This window comes from Streptomyces sp. NPDC107522 (assembly GCF_055657525.1).
The window spans coordinates 210344-223640 of record NZ_JBVKAU010000006.1; the positions used below are offsets into that span (position 1 = coordinate 210344).

Annotated in this window: 17 protein-coding genes; 10 read left to right on the forward strand and 7 right to left on the reverse strand. The window is 70.1% G+C overall.

All coding sequences use genetic code 11. The features are described 5' to 3' along the window. Nucleotides 1-96: 96 nt before the first annotated feature. Both ACZ7L6_RS21280 and ACZ7L6_RS21285 read left to right on the forward strand, forming a co-directional pair. Nucleotides 97-534 (forward strand): MarR family winged helix-turn-helix transcriptional regulator, encoded by a 438-nt coding sequence (locus tag ACZ7L6_RS21280; protein WP_471926098.1) that lies wholly within the window; start codon nt 97-99, stop codon nt 532-534. Between the two features lie 27 nt (nt 535-561). After that, nucleotides 562-1911 (forward strand): MFS transporter, encoded by a 1350-nt coding sequence (locus tag ACZ7L6_RS21285; protein ID WP_471926100.1) that lies wholly within the window; start codon nt 562-564, stop codon nt 1909-1911. A 126-nt stretch (nt 1912-2037) separates the two neighbouring features. On the opposite strand, the gene ACZ7L6_RS21290 is transcribed toward ACZ7L6_RS21285, so the two are convergent. Beyond that, on the reverse strand, nt 2038-2556 hold the full coding sequence (locus ACZ7L6_RS21290; RefSeq protein ID WP_471926102.1) for a GNAT family N-acetyltransferase: 519 nt from the start codon (nt 2554-2556) through the stop codon (nt 2038-2040). A 26-nt stretch (nt 2557-2582) separates the two neighbouring features. Between ACZ7L6_RS21290 and thpR the strand changes: the two genes are divergently transcribed. Continuing rightward, a complete protein-coding gene (thpR, locus tag ACZ7L6_RS21295; RefSeq protein ID WP_471926104.1) occupies nt 2583-3155 on the forward strand; it encodes an RNA 2',3'-cyclic phosphodiesterase in 573 nt (190 codons plus the stop codon). Nucleotides 3156-3342: 187 nt separating this feature from the next. Here thpR and ACZ7L6_RS21300 read toward each other — a convergent pair whose 3' ends face one another. Next, nucleotides 3343-4335: an aldo/keto reductase gene (locus ACZ7L6_RS21300; protein WP_471926106.1), complete on the reverse strand. Its 993-nt coding sequence runs from the start codon at nt 4333-4335 to the stop codon at nt 3343-3345. On the opposite strand from ACZ7L6_RS21300, the gene ACZ7L6_RS21305 reads away from it, so the two are divergent. Then, nucleotides 4334-4528 carry a nuclear transport factor 2 family protein gene (locus ACZ7L6_RS21305; protein WP_471926108.1) on the forward strand — a complete coding sequence of 65 codons (195 nt, stop codon included), beginning with the start codon at nt 4334-4336 and terminating at the stop codon, nt 4526-4528. The two genes, ACZ7L6_RS21300 and ACZ7L6_RS21305, sit on opposite strands and share 2 nt — an antisense overlap. Before the next feature lie 72 nt (nt 4529-4600). On the opposite strand, the gene ACZ7L6_RS21310 is transcribed toward ACZ7L6_RS21305, so the two are convergent. Both ACZ7L6_RS21310 and ACZ7L6_RS21315 read right to left on the reverse strand, forming a co-directional pair. After that, the gene (locus tag ACZ7L6_RS21310; protein ID WP_471926110.1) at nt 4601-5332 is read right to left on the reverse strand and encodes a dienelactone hydrolase family protein; all 732 of its coding nucleotides are present in this window, start codon (nt 5330-5332) and stop codon (nt 4601-4603) included. Between the two features lie 176 nt (nt 5333-5508). Further along, nucleotides 5509-6099, reverse strand: coding sequence for a Uma2 family endonuclease (locus ACZ7L6_RS21315; RefSeq protein WP_471926112.1), 591 nt, complete (start codon nt 6097-6099; stop codon nt 5509-5511). 91 nt (nt 6100-6190) lie between these two features. Here ACZ7L6_RS21315 and ACZ7L6_RS21320 point away from each other — a divergent pair, with 91 nt between their 5' ends. Continuing rightward, a complete protein-coding gene (locus ACZ7L6_RS21320; protein WP_471926114.1) occupies nt 6191-6946 on the forward strand; it encodes an aminoglycoside adenylyltransferase family protein in 756 nt (251 codons plus the stop codon). Here ACZ7L6_RS21320 and ACZ7L6_RS21325 read toward each other — a convergent pair. After that, nucleotides 6934-7614, reverse strand: coding sequence for an SGNH/GDSL hydrolase family protein (locus ACZ7L6_RS21325; protein ID WP_471926116.1), 681 nt, complete (start codon nt 7612-7614; stop codon nt 6934-6936). The two genes, ACZ7L6_RS21320 and ACZ7L6_RS21325, sit on opposite strands and share 13 nt — an antisense overlap. A 151-nt stretch (nt 7615-7765) precedes the next feature. On the opposite strand from ACZ7L6_RS21325, the gene ACZ7L6_RS21330 reads away from it, so the two are divergent. From ACZ7L6_RS21330 to ACZ7L6_RS21340, 3 genes are all read left to right on the forward strand, one after another. Next, nucleotides 7766-8740 carry a lactonase family protein gene (locus ACZ7L6_RS21330; protein WP_471926118.1) on the forward strand — a complete coding sequence of 325 codons (975 nt, stop codon included), beginning with the start codon at nt 7766-7768 and terminating at the stop codon, nt 8738-8740. Between the two features lie 79 nt (nt 8741-8819). Further along, the gene (locus tag ACZ7L6_RS21335; protein ID WP_471926120.1) at nt 8820-9446 is read left to right on the forward strand and encodes a hypothetical protein; all 627 of its coding nucleotides are present in this window, start codon (nt 8820-8822) and stop codon (nt 9444-9446) included. Next, entirely contained in the window at nt 9443-9997 is a 555-nt protein-coding gene (locus tag ACZ7L6_RS21340; protein ID WP_471926122.1) for a hypothetical protein, read from the forward strand. The genes ACZ7L6_RS21335 and ACZ7L6_RS21340 overlap by 4 nt, the downstream gene beginning before the upstream one ends. A gap of 24 nt (nt 9998-10021) precedes the next feature. On the opposite strand, the gene ACZ7L6_RS21345 is transcribed toward ACZ7L6_RS21340, so the two are convergent. After that, nucleotides 10022-10444 (reverse strand): PPOX class F420-dependent oxidoreductase, encoded by a 423-nt coding sequence (locus ACZ7L6_RS21345; protein WP_471926124.1) that lies wholly within the window; start codon nt 10442-10444, stop codon nt 10022-10024. A 54-nt stretch (nt 10445-10498) separates the two neighbouring features. Next, nucleotides 10499-11320: a TetR/AcrR family transcriptional regulator gene (locus ACZ7L6_RS21350; protein WP_471926126.1), complete on the reverse strand. Its 822-nt coding sequence runs from the start codon at nt 11318-11320 to the stop codon at nt 10499-10501. Nucleotides 11321-11408: 88 nt separating this feature from the next. Between ACZ7L6_RS21350 and ACZ7L6_RS21355 the strand changes: the two genes are divergently transcribed. Further along, nucleotides 11409-12398, forward strand: coding sequence for an ATP-binding cassette domain-containing protein (locus tag ACZ7L6_RS21355; RefSeq protein ID WP_471926128.1), 990 nt, complete (start codon nt 11409-11411; stop codon nt 12396-12398). Next, the gene (locus ACZ7L6_RS21360) at nt 12395-13222 is read left to right on the forward strand and encodes an ABC transporter permease (RefSeq protein ID WP_471926130.1); all 828 of its coding nucleotides are present in this window, start codon (nt 12395-12397) and stop codon (nt 13220-13222) included. Before ACZ7L6_RS21355 ends, ACZ7L6_RS21360 begins: the two co-directional genes overlap by 4 nt. The last annotated feature ends 75 nt before the right edge of the window (nt 13223-13297 follow it).

The window sequence follows — 13297 nt, forward strand, 5'->3', positions numbered from 1 at the left end:
GCGACTCGGTGTGTCACGTTCCGCCACCGAATCACCCGGATGAGTGATGTTGTATCCGGTGGTCTTTAGTCAGGGTAATGAGTTACGCTAAAGAACATGCCGGACCTTACCCATGGCGACGACGCTGCCGCCGTGAACTCTCTGCGCTCCGCCGTGATGCGACTGTCGCGTCGGCTCAAGCACCAGCGGGTCGACGAGTCGCTGAGCCCCACCGAGATGTCGGTGCTGGGCACCCTCTCCCTCTGCGGCAAGGCCACCCCCGGTGAGCTCGCCCGCAAGGAGCACGTCCAGCCGCCGTCGATGACGCGCATCGTCGCCCTGCTGGAGGCCAAGGGACTGGTCCGCCTGGAGCCGCACCCGGAGGACCGGCGCCAGAAGGTCGTCACGAAGACGGAGCAGGCCGAGGCGATGCTCGAGGAGAGCCGCCGCAAGCGCAACGCCTTCCTGGCCACCCTGGTCGACGGCCTCGACGAGGACGAGTGGGCGAAACTGCGCGCCGCCGCCCCCGTACTGGAGAAGCTCGCACACCTGTAAGCGACAGTCACAAGGAGGCGAACCCTTTTGAGTACGGGACCCGGAACACCTTCCGCACCCGCACCGGACGCCCACCGATCCACATCCGCCCTCAAGCCCCGCAAGTCCTCGATGTTCAGCTCGCTGAGCGTCAGGAACTACCGCCTGTTCTTCCTCGGCCAGGTCGTCTCCAACACCGGCACCTGGATGCAGCGCATCGCCCAGGACTGGCTGGTCCTCAGCCTCACCGGCTCCGCCACCGCCGTCGGCATCACGACGGCCCTGCAGTTCCTGCCGATGCTGCTCTTCGGCCTCTACGGCGGCGTCCTCGTCGACCGGCTGCCCAAGCGCCGTACGCTGCTCGTCACGCAGTCGTCGATGGCCGCCACCGGCATCGCGCTCGCCGTCCTCACCCTCACCGGACACGTCCAGGTCTGGCACGTGTACCTGGCCGCCTTCGCCGTCGGTCTGGCGACCGTCGTCGACAACCCGGCCCGTCAGTCGTTCGTCTCCGAGATGGTCGGCCCGGACCAGCTGCAGAACGCGGTCAGCCTGAACTCCGCGAACTTCCAGTCGGCCCGCCTGATCGGCCCCGCCGTGGCCGGCCTGATGATCACCGGCGTCGGCACGGGCTGGGCGTTCCTCGCCAACGGTCTCTCCTTCGTCGCGCCCATCGCCGGTCTGCTGCTGATGCGGGCACGTGAGCTGTACGTCGTCGAGCGCGCCCCGCGCGGCAAGGGGCAGCTGCGGGAGGGCCTGCGGTATGTCGCCGGGCGCCCGGAGCTGATCTGGACCATCGTCCTCGCCGGGTTCGTCAGCACCTTCGGCTTCAACTTCCCCGTCTACCTGTCCGCCTTCGCCGACGACGTCTTCCACGCCGGTGCGGGTTCCTACAGCCTCTTCAACACGCTGATGGCGGTCGGCTCCCTCGCGGGCGCGCTGCTCGCGGCCCGGCGCGGTACGGCCCGGATGCGGGTGCTGGTCGCGGGGGCGGTGGCCTTCGGCGCGATGGAGATCGTGGCCGCGCTCGCCCCCTCGCTGTGGCTGTTCGCCCTGCTCATGGTGCCCATCGGCATGTTCGGCATGACGGTGAACGTCACCGCCAACAGCAGCATCCAGATGGCCACCGACCCGGTCATGCGGGGCCGCGTGATGGCGCTGTACATGATGGTCTTCATGGGCGGCGCACCGCTGGGCGCGCCGATCGCCGGCTGGATCACGGACGCGTACGGCGTCCGGGCGGGCCTGGCGGCGGGCGGTGCCGTCACCGCCGCCGCGGCCGTCACCATCGCCCTGGTCCTCGCCCGCCTCGGCGGCCTGCGGCTGTCGGTCGGCTGGCACGACGGGCATCCGCGGGTGCGGTTCGTGCCGCGGGAGCGGCTTGCTGCCGCGGCGTAAGCCGCGATGGGGGGGTGCCGCGCGGTGTCGTTGGGCGGCTGCGGCGCCGTGGTGGCTGGTCGCGCAGTTCCCCGCGCCCCTTTTAGGGCGTTGGCGAACCGCAGCTGCCTTCGTCCGGCCTGCTGCTCACACCCTGCGGGCCAGCACCTGTCCGGGCCAGTCGTCCTTCCCCGTGTAGGTCTCTGTGCGGACGAAGCCGTTGGTCTCGTAGTAGCGGACCAGCTTGCCGTCGTCGCCTGCGTAGCAGTCCACGCGTAGGAGGGAGATGCCCGCCTGCCGGGTCGCCTCGGCGGCGTGGGCCAGCAGGGTGCTGCCCACGCCGCGGCCCTTGAAGCGGCGGTCGGAGGCGAGCCAGTGGATGTACCGCTCGGGCTCGCCGGGCGGCGGGAGGTGGGACAGGTAGGTGCCGGGGGCGTCGGTGAGGGTGAGGGTGCCGGCCGGCACGCCGTCGATCTCGGCGATGAACGCGCTGCCCGCGTCCATGTCCCGGGCGACCGATTCCGCCACCTTCGGGTTCTCCGACAGGGGCTTGGACCCCCACTGGCCGGTGCGCCCCTGTGTGATCAGCCACTCCACGCAGCTGTCGAGCATGCCGAGTATCACGGGGATGTCGCCGGGTCCACCGTCTCTGATCGTGATCTCCATGCCTCCATGGTGTCAGGCTTGGTTTCATGAGACTCTTCGCCGCGGTACTGCCCCCCGAGGAAGTGGCTGACCAACTGTCCTTCGAGGTCGCGCAGTTGAAGAAGCTGTCCGGTGCGGAAGGACTGCGCTGGACCGGCCGCCCGGGATGGCACTTCACCCTCGCCTTCTTCGGCGAGGTCGACGACGACCTCGTGCCGGACCTGTCGGCCCGCCTGGAGCGCGCCGCTCATCGCACCGCCCGCTTCCGGCTGGCCCTGCGCGGCGGCGGCCAGTTCGGGCACGGGCGTGCCCTGTGGGCGGGGGCGGAGGGGGATCTGGCGACGATGCGGCTGCTGGCGGACCGCAGTGAGGCCGCGGCGCGCAAGGCAGGCGTGCCGATGGGGGAGCACCGGCGTTACCAGGCCCACCTGACGGTGGCGAGGAGCCGGTCGGCGGTGGACGTACGGCCGTATGTCGCGGCCCTGCACGACTTCACGAGCCGTACGTGGACCGTGGACGAGCTGGTGCTCGTGTCCAGCAACCTGCCGAAGTCCGGCGTGGCGGGCGAGCAGCCCCGGTACGAGGCGGTCGCCCGCTGGCCGCTCGGAGGGGCCGGTTAGGCTCGTTCACGTGGACCCGAAAACCCGGAACCGGATCATGGCCGGTGCGCTTGTGTTGATGTTCGTGGTGGTGGCTGTCGCGGCGGCGCTCGGAAGGTAGCGCCCGCGCACCTGCCCGGCCAGGAACAGCGCCGCCGCATCCCGTACGCGGCGGCGCGGCAAGGCTCCCGGCGTCAGACGTGGCTCGTCACCAGGCGAACGCCTCCGGAGACGGCCCCGGGCCCGGGAAGATCTCGTCCAGCCCGGCCAGCAGCTCCTCGCTCAGCTCCAGCTCCGCCGCACGCAGCGCGGACTCCAGCTGTCCGGCCGTGCGCGGGCCGACGATCGGGCCGGTCACGCCCGGGCGGGTGAGCAGCCAGGCCAGGGCCACCTCGCCGGGCTCCAGGCCGTGCTTGTCGAGCAGGTCCTCGTACGCCTGGATCTTCGCGCGTACGGCCGGGTCGGCGAGGGAGTCGGCGGCCCGCCCCGAGCCGCGCCGCCCGCCCTCGACCTCCTTCTTGATGACGCCGCCGAGCAGCCCGCCGTGCAGCGGCGACCAGGGAATGACCCCGAGGCCGTAGTCCTGCGCGGCCGGTATGACCTCCATCTCGGCGCGGCGCTCGAAGAGGTTGTAGAGGCACTGCTCGCTGACGAGGCCGATGGTGCCGCCGCGGCGGGCGGCGATCTCGTTGGCCTGGGCGATCTTGTATCCGGGGAAGTTGGAGGAGCCGACGTACAGGATCTTGCCCTGCTGGACGAGGACGTCGATGGCCTGCCAGATCTCCTCGAAGCCAGTGGCGCGGTCGATGTGGTGGAACTGGTAGACGTCGATGTAGTCGGTCTGCAGCCGCTTGAGCGACGCGTCCACGGCACGCCGGATGTTCACGGCCGACAGCTTGTCGTGGTTGGGCCACGCCGCGCCGTCCGGGCCCATGTTGCCGTACACCTTGGTGGCGAGGACGACCTTGTCGCGGTTGGCGGTGCCCTTCGCGAACCAGTTGCCGATGATCGTTTCGGTACGGCCCTTGTTCTCGCCCCAGCCGTACACGTTGGCGGTGTCGAAGAAGTTGATGCCCGCGTCCAGCGCCGCGTCCATGATCGCGTGACTGTCGGCTTCGTCGGTCTGCGGACCGAAGTTCATGGTGCCGAGGACCAGTCGGCTGACCTTGAGTCCCGTGCGTCCGAGCTGCGTGTACTCCATGGGTCTGCACGCTAACTGCGTGGAGTGCGCTCTAGGCAAGAGGGTCATCTCCGAGGGCGACCTGGTGCTGGTGCACTCGAATGTGGTGCTGACGCCGGGCACGCGCGGCACCGCGGTCTGGAAGATCGTGGAGCACTGGGACGTGATCCAGGATGTGCCGGAGTCGTCCGCGCACGACAACACCATGTTCTAGCGCCGGTGTTCGCTGACCGCGCCGGTCGGGAATGGATCCCGGCCGGCGCGCAGCGGGCTACGGGCTACGGTCTCAGCCGAGGTGTCGGGCGAAGAACCGCACCGTGCTGTCCAGCTCGAATGCCGGGATCTCCGCGTGCTTGCCGGGGTTGGCGTGCAGCGTCTTCTCGGCCGAGGCGAAGGCGTCGAACAGGGCCAGGCCCTGGGCCCGCGGCACCCGCTCGTCGTCCCACTGCAGCAGGAACTCCACCGGCACGGTGATCCGCGAGGCGGCCTCGGCCGACGCCAGGGCCCCGGCCAGGCCCAGCACCGCCGCCCGAACCCTGGGTTCGGCGGCGACGAACGGAACGCCGAGCCCGCACCCCAGCGACACGCCCCAGTAGCCGACGGGGCCGGCGCCGACGTACTCGAGCTCCTGAGCCGCGTCCAGCACCGCCCGCCACTCCGGGACGGTCTGACGGGCCACCATCGCCTGGAAGCCGGCGATCAGCGGAGCCGGCTCCTCTCCGGCCTCCACGCGAGCCTGGTTCTCGGTCGCGATCCGGTCGTACTCCTCGTCCTTCGGCCGGTCACCGTGCCCGGGCACATCGACCGCGACCACCGCGAAACCGCACTCGGCCACGAAGCGGCGCGCGCGGACCGCGATGCCGGGGGCCTTCTTGTGCTGACCGCCGCCGTGCCCCATCAGAATCAGGGGACGCGTACCGGCAGCACCTTCCGGCGTCCACAGCACGCCGGGGATCTCACCGAGAGTGAAGAGCTGTTCGAAGACGCCGTCGGACGACGTCGCAGAGGTGAAGCGCATAGCGTTTCAAGCCTTTCGGGGTGCCTTGTGCGAGCACTCCCTCAGGCCATGCGAGGGAGGGAGGCCCGACCTGTGACAGCGTTGATCGGTCTCACCTCCTCGGTTTGTTGCGGCGCACGGCGGCGCTGAAAGTATCACTGGGACAGGGAGTTGAGGTAGACGGCCTTCTGGTTTGGTCAGCCGCGGGGGAACTTGTCGGTCTTGAGGGTGAGGCCGAGGAAAGTGGTGGTCATGTCGACGTCCCCGCCGTAGGTGATGGACGTGTCGCTCACGTAGTCGCCGTCCTTGGGCTGGGTGAACAAGTGGCACTTGCCCGCGTAAGGGTCGGCGATGAGGTATACGGGGACTTCGGCGAGGGCGTATGCGGTCTTCTTGGGGCCGTAGTCGTTCTTCGCCGTGTCCGTGGAGATGACCTCGGCGATGAACTCGACGTCCTCATAGCGCCAGCGGCCCTCGGAGTTCTTCTCTGCGCCGTCGCGCAGTTTCGCCACGTCCGGGGCCAGACCGTTCTTGCGGCCGGGGAAGTCGATGCGGACGTCGGAGAACACCTTGACGTCCATGCCGAACGTGTCTTCAAGGGCTCGGACGATCCTGCGAATGGTCTCCCAGTGGATGTCCCGCTGCGGCGACATGTAGATGGTCCCCTCGACGATCTCGACCTTGTATCCCTCGGGGACGGGCATCTTCTCGAGCCGCTCGAACATCTCGTCGAGCCAGTACGCGTCATCGCTCTGGGCCATCGCGATCCTGTCTTCAAGGACGGTCATCGTGGCGCTCCTCCCCGGCCGCCCCTCGCACAAGTGCGGCCGCGCAGTACAACGATACGCACAGTGACCGCGACACGGAGAGGAAGCTCACATGCCGGCCCAGGGCGCCCACCACCTCCTCCCCCTCCTCCACCACACCCTCGGCACCACCGTCCTCGGCATCTGCCTCCACGGCTCCGTCACCCTGGGCGGCCTGCGCCCCCACAGCGACATCGACGTCCTGGTCGTCGTGCAAGACCCCATGACGGATGCCCAACGCCACGCTCTGGTCGGGGAGTTGCTCAAGGTGTCCGGCACGAGCGTCACCGGTGGTCGTCCCGTCGAGCTCATCGTCGTCGTACAGGGCGACGTACGGCCCTGGCGGTACCCGCCCACCTGTGAGTTCCTGTACGGCGAGTGGCTGCGGGACGACTACGAGCGGGGCTTCGTCCCTGCCCGCGAGCCCATGCCCGACCTCGCCCCTCTCCTCACCATGGCCCTGAACGGTGACGCACCCCTCTACGGCCCGCCGCCCGCCGAACTCCTCGACCCCGTCCCGCACGACGACCTCCGGCGGGCCGTCGTCGCAGGCGTCCCGCAGCTCGTCGCCGAACTGGACACCGACACCCGCAACGTCCTGCTCACCCTCGTCCGCGTCTGGACCACCCTCGCGACCGGCGCCATCCGCTCGAAGGACGCCGCCGCCGACTGGGCGCTGCCTCGGCTACCGGCAGAGCACCGGCCCGTGCTGGCACACGCGCGTGCCGTTTACGTCGGGGAGCAGGCGGAGGACTGGACGAGCCTGCGGGGCGGCGTGCGGCCCTGTGCCGACTTCCTCGTGCGCGCCATCGACGGTCACAGGGCGTAGCTGTCGCCCACACTCCACGCCTGGTACATGGCGTCCGCGAACGCTCCCGCGATCTTGCGCTCGCCGCTCGCGTTCGGGTGCGTGCCGTCGTACGTGTCGAGGTGGATGTCGTACGACGCGGGAGGGGAAGCCAGCAGGAGGGGGGAGCGTGGCTCGTCCAGGTCGGCGACCGTCTTCGCCAGCAGCTCGTTGAAGCGGGTGACCTCGGTGGCGAAGGGCGCGTCCGACGCGGCGCGGACGTTCGGGATCACCGGGAGAACGACCATCCGGACGCGCGGGTTCGCCGCCCGCGCCTCGGCCACGAACCGCCGTGCGTTCTCCGCCGTCTGCTCCGCGTTGGTGTAGAAGCCCAGGTCGATCAGGCCCAGCGACACCAGTAGGACATCCGCCCGGCACGACCGCACCGCCTCGCCGATCAGCGGCGCCATGTGCAGCCAGCCCTCGCCCCAGCCGGCGAGATGGGCGCGGGGGAAGGCAGGGTCGGGGTCGGCGTACTCGTACGACGTGGGCGCGTCCGTCGCCTTGTCGTACAGGGTCTCGCGCGGGCCGACGAGGGCGAAGGGGCCGCCGGACGTCTCACGCAGGTGCTGCCACATGCGGTAGCGCCACGTGTGTTCGCCGGCGCTGCCGATGGTCATGGAGTCGCCGACGGGCATGAACCTGAGCATCCGCTCATGATGGACGATCGCTACCGGGCGGTAGAGGTGGGACGGGTGTGAAGCCTGACACGCCCCGAGAATTCACCCCCCTGGCCAGTCCCCTGCCGCCCGATCCCCACCGCGCCTCCGAACCGTCGGACCGGATGGCAGGCTTGGGGGCATGCGTCGACCGCTCGCCATCCTCGCCGGAGTCCTCCTCACCGGTGCGCTCACCCTTCCCGCCTCCGCAGCCGACGGGAACGAGGACTTCACGATCAAGGACCCGCGCATCACCGAGTCCAGCGGGCTGGCCGCCTCGCGACAGCACCCGGGCATCTACTGGACCCACAACGACCAGGACAAGGGCGCCTACCTCTACGCCGTCGACAGCAGCACCGGCGAGACCGTCGCCACGATCACCATGACCGGTGTGGGCACCCCGCGCGACGTAGAGGCGATCTCCATGGGTCCGGACAATCAGCTGTACGTCGGCGACATAGGCGACAACGACGGCGTGGAGTGGCCCTATGTGTGGGTCTACCGCCTGCCCGAGCCCGCCCAGCTCAAGGACCAGACCGTCCGTGCCACGCAGTACGTGGTGAAGTACTCCGACGGGCCGCGTGACGCCGAGTCACTCGTCGTGCACCCCAGGACCGGGCGCGTCTACATCATCGACAAGCAGGAGGACGGCGGGCACCTCTACGAGGGTCCGGCCGAGCTCTCCGCCTCGGGGACGAACGTGTTCAAGCCCGCCGCCCCCGTCGACCTGTGGGCCACCGACGCCGCCTTCTCACCGGACGGCAAGACGCTCGCCGTACGCGGCTACTTCGGCGGGATCGCGTACGACTGGAACGGCGGCAGGCTCAAGCGGCTGGAGCGCATCAGCGTGCCCATCGGGCAGGGGGAGTCCGCCAGCTACTCGGCCGACGGGACCAAGCTCATGCTCGGCAGCGAGGGGGTCGGCAGCGCCGTGGTGGCGAAGGACGCCCCCGGGGGCGCCGGGTCCTCCGACTCGTCTTCGGGCGGCGGGAGTTCGGCCTCCTCCAGCGGTGACGGGGACAGCGGCACGAGCGGCGACATCAAGCTCGGCGCCATCGCGGTGGTCGTCGGCTGTGTCGTCGTCTACGGGTTGCGGAGGCTGCTGCGCCGGGGGTGAGTGTGCTGGTCATGGCGGTGCAAGTACGGTGTAGGCGCGAACACATGTGGTCCCTGCGGTCCATGTATGGTGCCGCCACATGGATCACCCGCCCATGCCGCCTGACGTCGTGCAGGTGCTCAAGCACAACCGCACGCTGTTGTACCAGCACATAGCCACGCGCCTCGCGCTCGCCGGGGCCCTGTTCGCGGTGCCCTTCGTGGCGCACCTGGTCGGCTATGACGCCGTCCTGCCGGCGTTCGGCATCCCGGCCGCCTTCTTCGTGCTGATCTTCCTGTTGCTCCGGCTGCGCCACGGTTCGCGGATGAAGGTGTGCGAGAAGGTGCTGCGCACCTACCCCCTGGAGTGGCGCACCCGGGTGTCGAAGAAGCGCTCCGAGTGGAAGTACCTCGGCGACGTGCACACCGTCCGGCTCTCGGTGCGCGGGCAGCACGGCGCCCCTTCGCTGCCTGCCGTGAACGCCTCGACGGTGCGCCACTGGCCGAAGGAGGCCGAGGAGGGCGGCGCCTGGTTCGCCGGTGACCCCGCCTTCGGCGGCGTCATGGTCCTGCCGGGGAGCAACGCCATGTTCTTCGTGCAGCCCGCGGACTGGCAGAAATACGAGCAGGAGCGCGCCGAGGCCGGCCCGGAGCGCCGGGCGCTCGCCGAACAGGCCGGTATCTCCGCTCTGTTGGAGAAGGAACCGAACATCATGGTGGGCGGATGAAGCGCGTACTGGGCTGGGTGAGCGGTGCCGTGCTCGCCTTCGCCATGACCTTCTGGTGCGTCACCGCGACCGCCGACCTGGCGCTGTCGGCGGGGATCTACGGCACTCCGGGCACGTACAAGGTGGAGCGCTGCTACGACACCGACTACAGCCGTAAGAACTCCGAGTACGACTGCCACGGGGACTTCACGCCGGACGGCGGCACCGCCGCCGACGCCGTGTGGGTGCATCTCACCGACACCGGGCACGACTATGCGGACGGCAGCACCTTCGACGCGCGGCAGGGGATCGAGCCGGACACGATTCAGCGGGCCGGGTTCTGGGGCGTCGTGGGCGAGCTCTGGCAGATCGCGATCAGCGTGGCCGTCCTCGCGGTCCTCGCGTACCAGGCGATCAAGCCGCGAGGGGAGGCCGCCCAGCGCCGCGAGGCACACCGCCGGGAGCCCTCGCGACGCCAGAAGGCGGCCGACCGTTTCGGCTCCGCCGTCGTGGTCGCCGGCCTCGTGGGCATCCTGAGCTGGATCGCCATGCTCGCGGAGCCGACACCCTAGGCGGAGGGCCCCGTCAGGGCTCCGTCAGGCAGAGGGACCCGGCGTCTCCTCGAGCGGCCGTACCTCGTAGTGCAGCGTCGACGTCCTCATCAGCCGGTGCGTCAGCGGCACCACCATGCCCTGCAGGACGGGGTGCTTGCGGCGCAGCAGCTTCGCCGCGTGCTGGTCCTCCGCGCTGCCGGGGTCCAGCAGCCGGGCCCGGGCGTGGATCTCCGGCCCGGTGGGGCGGCCGCGGACGGTGGACGGGGCGATCTCGACGTCGGGGTCCCGGCGGAGCCGTTTGACCTTGCCCGCCCTGCCGGGGGTGCGGAAGTACGCGTGGTCACCGTCGACGGCGATGCTCACGGCAGTGCCGACGCCGGTGCCGTCCCTCCGGTGACTGGTGAGACGGACGGCCCACTGCTTGACGAAGGGAGCGAGCTCGGGGCTCGCGGGCGCGGTGCTCATGTCTCCATGGAGGCACCGCCGGCCCCGCCTGTCATCCCGTCCGCTGCCATCCCCTCAGCCCTCGGGCCCCTCCGCTGTCGGCCCCTCCGCTGTCGTCCCCCCGCGCCGGGCCACGAAGACCTCCAGCCCGTCCAGGATCCGCTGCAGCCCGAACTCGAAGTGGTCGAAGTCGGGACCCCAGGTGTTCTCGTCGAGGGAGGCGAGGAGGGGATAGCGCCCGGACGCCATGATCTTCTCCAGCATCGGAGCCTGGGCCTGCCAGAACTCCGTGTCGGTCAGCCCGGTCCGGCGCTCCGCCTCCCGCTGGTACAGCTGGGTGCGCGCCGCCCCGACGACGTATCCGTCGATCATGACGATCGCCGAGACCAGCTCGGGGTCGGTCAGCCCCATGGGCTTGATGCGGGCGAGCACCTTCTCCATGCCGTCGAGGGCGCTCGGGCCCAGGATCGGGCGGGACTGGTTGACCTGGAGCAGCCAGGGGTGGCGCCGGTAGAGGGCGAGGGTCGCGCGGCCCATGGCCTCCAGGGCCGAGCGCCAGGAGCCGTCGCCGAGGTCGGCGGGGTTCTCGGAGGGGCGCTGGACGCGGTCCAGCATCAGGTCGAGCAGCTCGGCCTTGCCGGGGACGTACCGGTACAGCGACATCGTGCCGGTGCCGAGTTCGGTGGCGACCCGGCGCATGGACACCGACTCCAGGCCCTCGGCGTCCGCGACACGGACGGCCGCTTCCACGATCTGGTCAAGGGTGAGGGTCGGCTTGGGGCCGCGGCTCGGGCGTCGGCCCGTGTCCCAGAGCAGCTCCAGCGTGCGGACGATGTCGCCGCTGCCGCTGGTCTCCGTGCTGCCGGTACCGCTGGTGCCGCCCTTGCCGCTCGTCATGCGGTTCAGCTTAAGCCCTTCCGAAAAAAACTGAGTACGGCGTACGCGCAATCGGGTACGGTGTACTCAGTTACCGAAAGGGGGACCCATGAGCGCTCACGGACACGACGGGGACGGATACGCGGTACGGGCCGAGGGCCTGGAGAAGCGCTACGGCGAGAAGCGCGCCCTCGACGGCTTCGACCTGGCCGTCCGCGAGGGGACGGTGCACGGCCTGCTCGGGCCGAACGGCGCGGGCAAGACCACCGCCGTACGCATCCTGTCCACGCTGATCAGGCTGGACGGCGGCCGGGCGGCGGTGGCCGGTCTGGACGTGGCCCGGCAGTCGCGCGAGGTGCGGGCGCGCATCGGGCTCACCGGGCAGTACGCGGCCGTCGACGAGGTGCTCACCGGCCGGCAGAACCTGGAGATGTTCGGCCGGCTCTTCCATCTGGGCGGCAGGCGCGCGAAGCTGCGGGCCACCGAACTGCTGGAGCAGTTCGACCTGAGCGACGCCGCCGACCGGGGCGTCGGCAAGTACAGCGGCGGCATGCGGCGCCGCCTCGACCTCGCCGCGTCGATGATCCTCGCCCCGGCCGTCCTCTTCCTCGACGAGCCGACGACGGGACTCGACCCCCGCAGCCGGGGCGAAGTCTGGGAATCGGTAAGGGCGTTGGTGGCCGGCGGCACGACGGTCCTGCTGACCACGCAGTACCTGGAGGAGGCCGACAAGCTGGCCTCCCGCATCACCGTCATCGACCAGGGCCGGGCCATCGCCGACGACACCCCCGACGGGCTGAAGAACCTCGTCGGCGGCGACCGCATCGAGGTCGTCGTCGCCGAACGGGCCGACATCCCGCAGGTGGCGAAGGTCGTCGCCCGGGTCTCGGACGGCGAACCCGAGACGGAGGAGGGCGAGTCGCGGGTGCACGCGCCCGTGCTCGACCGGGTCGCCGCGCTGACGGAGGTCGCGCGGACGCTGCAGGACGAGGGCGTCCAGGTCGAGGACATCGGACTGCGCAGGCCGAGCCTCGACGACGTCTTCCTGCGCCTGACCGGACACCGCACCGAGTCCGCCCAGAAGGAGGCCGTCGCATGACCGCCGTAGACCTCACCGTCCCGGCCACGCACGGCCGTCTGTACTGGACCCTCGCCGACGTGTGGAACGTCGTCCGCCGCGGCCTCACCCACTACCAGCGCCAACCGGTCAACATCGCCTGGCAGCTGGGCTTCCCGATCCTCTCCGTCCTTCTCTACGGCTATGTCTTCGGCAGCGCGATGAAGGTGCCCGGCGGCGGGGACTACAAGGACTTCCTGATGCCGGGCATGTTCGTGATGACGATGGCGTTCGGCTTCATCAACACGGCGACGCTCGTCGTCTACGACTCGACGAAGGGCGTCATCGACCGTTTCCGCTCGATGCCGATGGCCTCCTCCGCGGTGGTCGCCGGGCGCGGGATCACCGATCTGCTCGCCGCCTGCGCGGAGTTGGCGATCATGATGCTGACGGCCTTCGCGATGGGCTGGCGCCCGGACGGCGGCCTCGGCTTCCTCGGTGCCTTCGGGCTGCTGCTGTGGCTGCGGTTCGCGTTGATCTGGATCGGGGTGTGGCTGGGTCTGCTGGTACCCAACCCGGAGGCCGCGGGCGGTCTGTTCGCCGTCGCCTTCCCGCTGACCATGATCTCCAGCATCTTCGTCGCGCCTCAGCTGATGCCCGACTGGCTGGGCTGGGTGGCGGCCTGGAACCCCATCTCCTCCACGGCCGCGGCCACCCGCGAGCTGTTCGGGGTGCCGGGCGGGGCCCTGGCCGGGGACTCCTGGGTGGAGCAGCACGCGATGCTGATGGCCGGGGTGTGGCCGGTGATCCTTACGGCGATCTTCCTGCCGCTGGCGGTGCGGAGGTTCCAGAAGCTGAGTCGGTGACGCCGTAGGGCGTCGTATGAGGTCGTAGTCCTTGACGTGTTCATGTGACCTGACTTCCATGGGAGGTGCGGGCGA

Bases quoted from the DNA above. Each gene is read 5' to 3' on its own strand.
- ACZ7L6_RS21280 (WP_471926098.1), top strand. From the start codon at position 97: ATGCCGGACCTTACCCATGGCGACGACGCTGCCGCCGTGAACTCTCTG.
- ACZ7L6_RS21290 (WP_471926102.1), bottom strand. From the start codon at position 2,556: ATGGAGATCACGATCAGAGACGGTGGACCCGGCGACATCCCCGTGATA.
- thpR (WP_471926104.1), top strand. From the start codon at position 2,583: ATGAGACTCTTCGCCGCGGTACTGCCCCCCGAGGAAGTGGCTGACCAA.
- ACZ7L6_RS21305 (WP_471926108.1), top strand. From the start codon at position 4,334: ATGGGTCTGCACGCTAACTGCGTGGAGTGCGCTCTAGGCAAGAGGGTC.
- ACZ7L6_RS21300 (WP_471926106.1), bottom strand. From the start codon at position 4,335: ATGGAGTACACGCAGCTCGGACGCACGGGACTCAAGGTCAGCCGACTG.
- ACZ7L6_RS21310 (WP_471926110.1), bottom strand. From the start codon at position 5,332: ATGCGCTTCACCTCTGCGACGTCGTCCGACGGCGTCTTCGAACAGCTC.
- ACZ7L6_RS21315 (WP_471926112.1), bottom strand. From the start codon at position 6,099: ATGACCGTCCTTGAAGACAGGATCGCGATGGCCCAGAGCGATGACGCG.
- ACZ7L6_RS21320 (WP_471926114.1), top strand. From the start codon at position 6,191: ATGCCGGCCCAGGGCGCCCACCACCTCCTCCCCCTCCTCCACCACACC.
- ACZ7L6_RS21325 (WP_471926116.1), bottom strand. From the start codon at position 7,614: ATGCTCAGGTTCATGCCCGTCGGCGACTCCATGACCATCGGCAGCGCC.
- ACZ7L6_RS21330 (WP_471926118.1), top strand. From the start codon at position 7,766: ATGCGTCGACCGCTCGCCATCCTCGCCGGAGTCCTCCTCACCGGTGCG.
- ACZ7L6_RS21335 (WP_471926120.1), top strand. From the start codon at position 8,820: ATGGATCACCCGCCCATGCCGCCTGACGTCGTGCAGGTGCTCAAGCAC.
- ACZ7L6_RS21340 (WP_471926122.1), top strand. From the start codon at position 9,443: ATGAAGCGCGTACTGGGCTGGGTGAGCGGTGCCGTGCTCGCCTTCGCC.
- ACZ7L6_RS21345 (WP_471926124.1), bottom strand. From the start codon at position 10,444: ATGAGCACCGCGCCCGCGAGCCCCGAGCTCGCTCCCTTCGTCAAGCAG.
- ACZ7L6_RS21350 (WP_471926126.1), bottom strand. From the start codon at position 11,320: ATGACGAGCGGCAAGGGCGGCACCAGCGGTACCGGCAGCACGGAGACC.
- ACZ7L6_RS21355 (WP_471926128.1), top strand. From the start codon at position 11,409: ATGAGCGCTCACGGACACGACGGGGACGGATACGCGGTACGGGCCGAG.
- ACZ7L6_RS21360 (WP_471926130.1), top strand. From the start codon at position 12,395: ATGACCGCCGTAGACCTCACCGTCCCGGCCACGCACGGCCGTCTGTAC.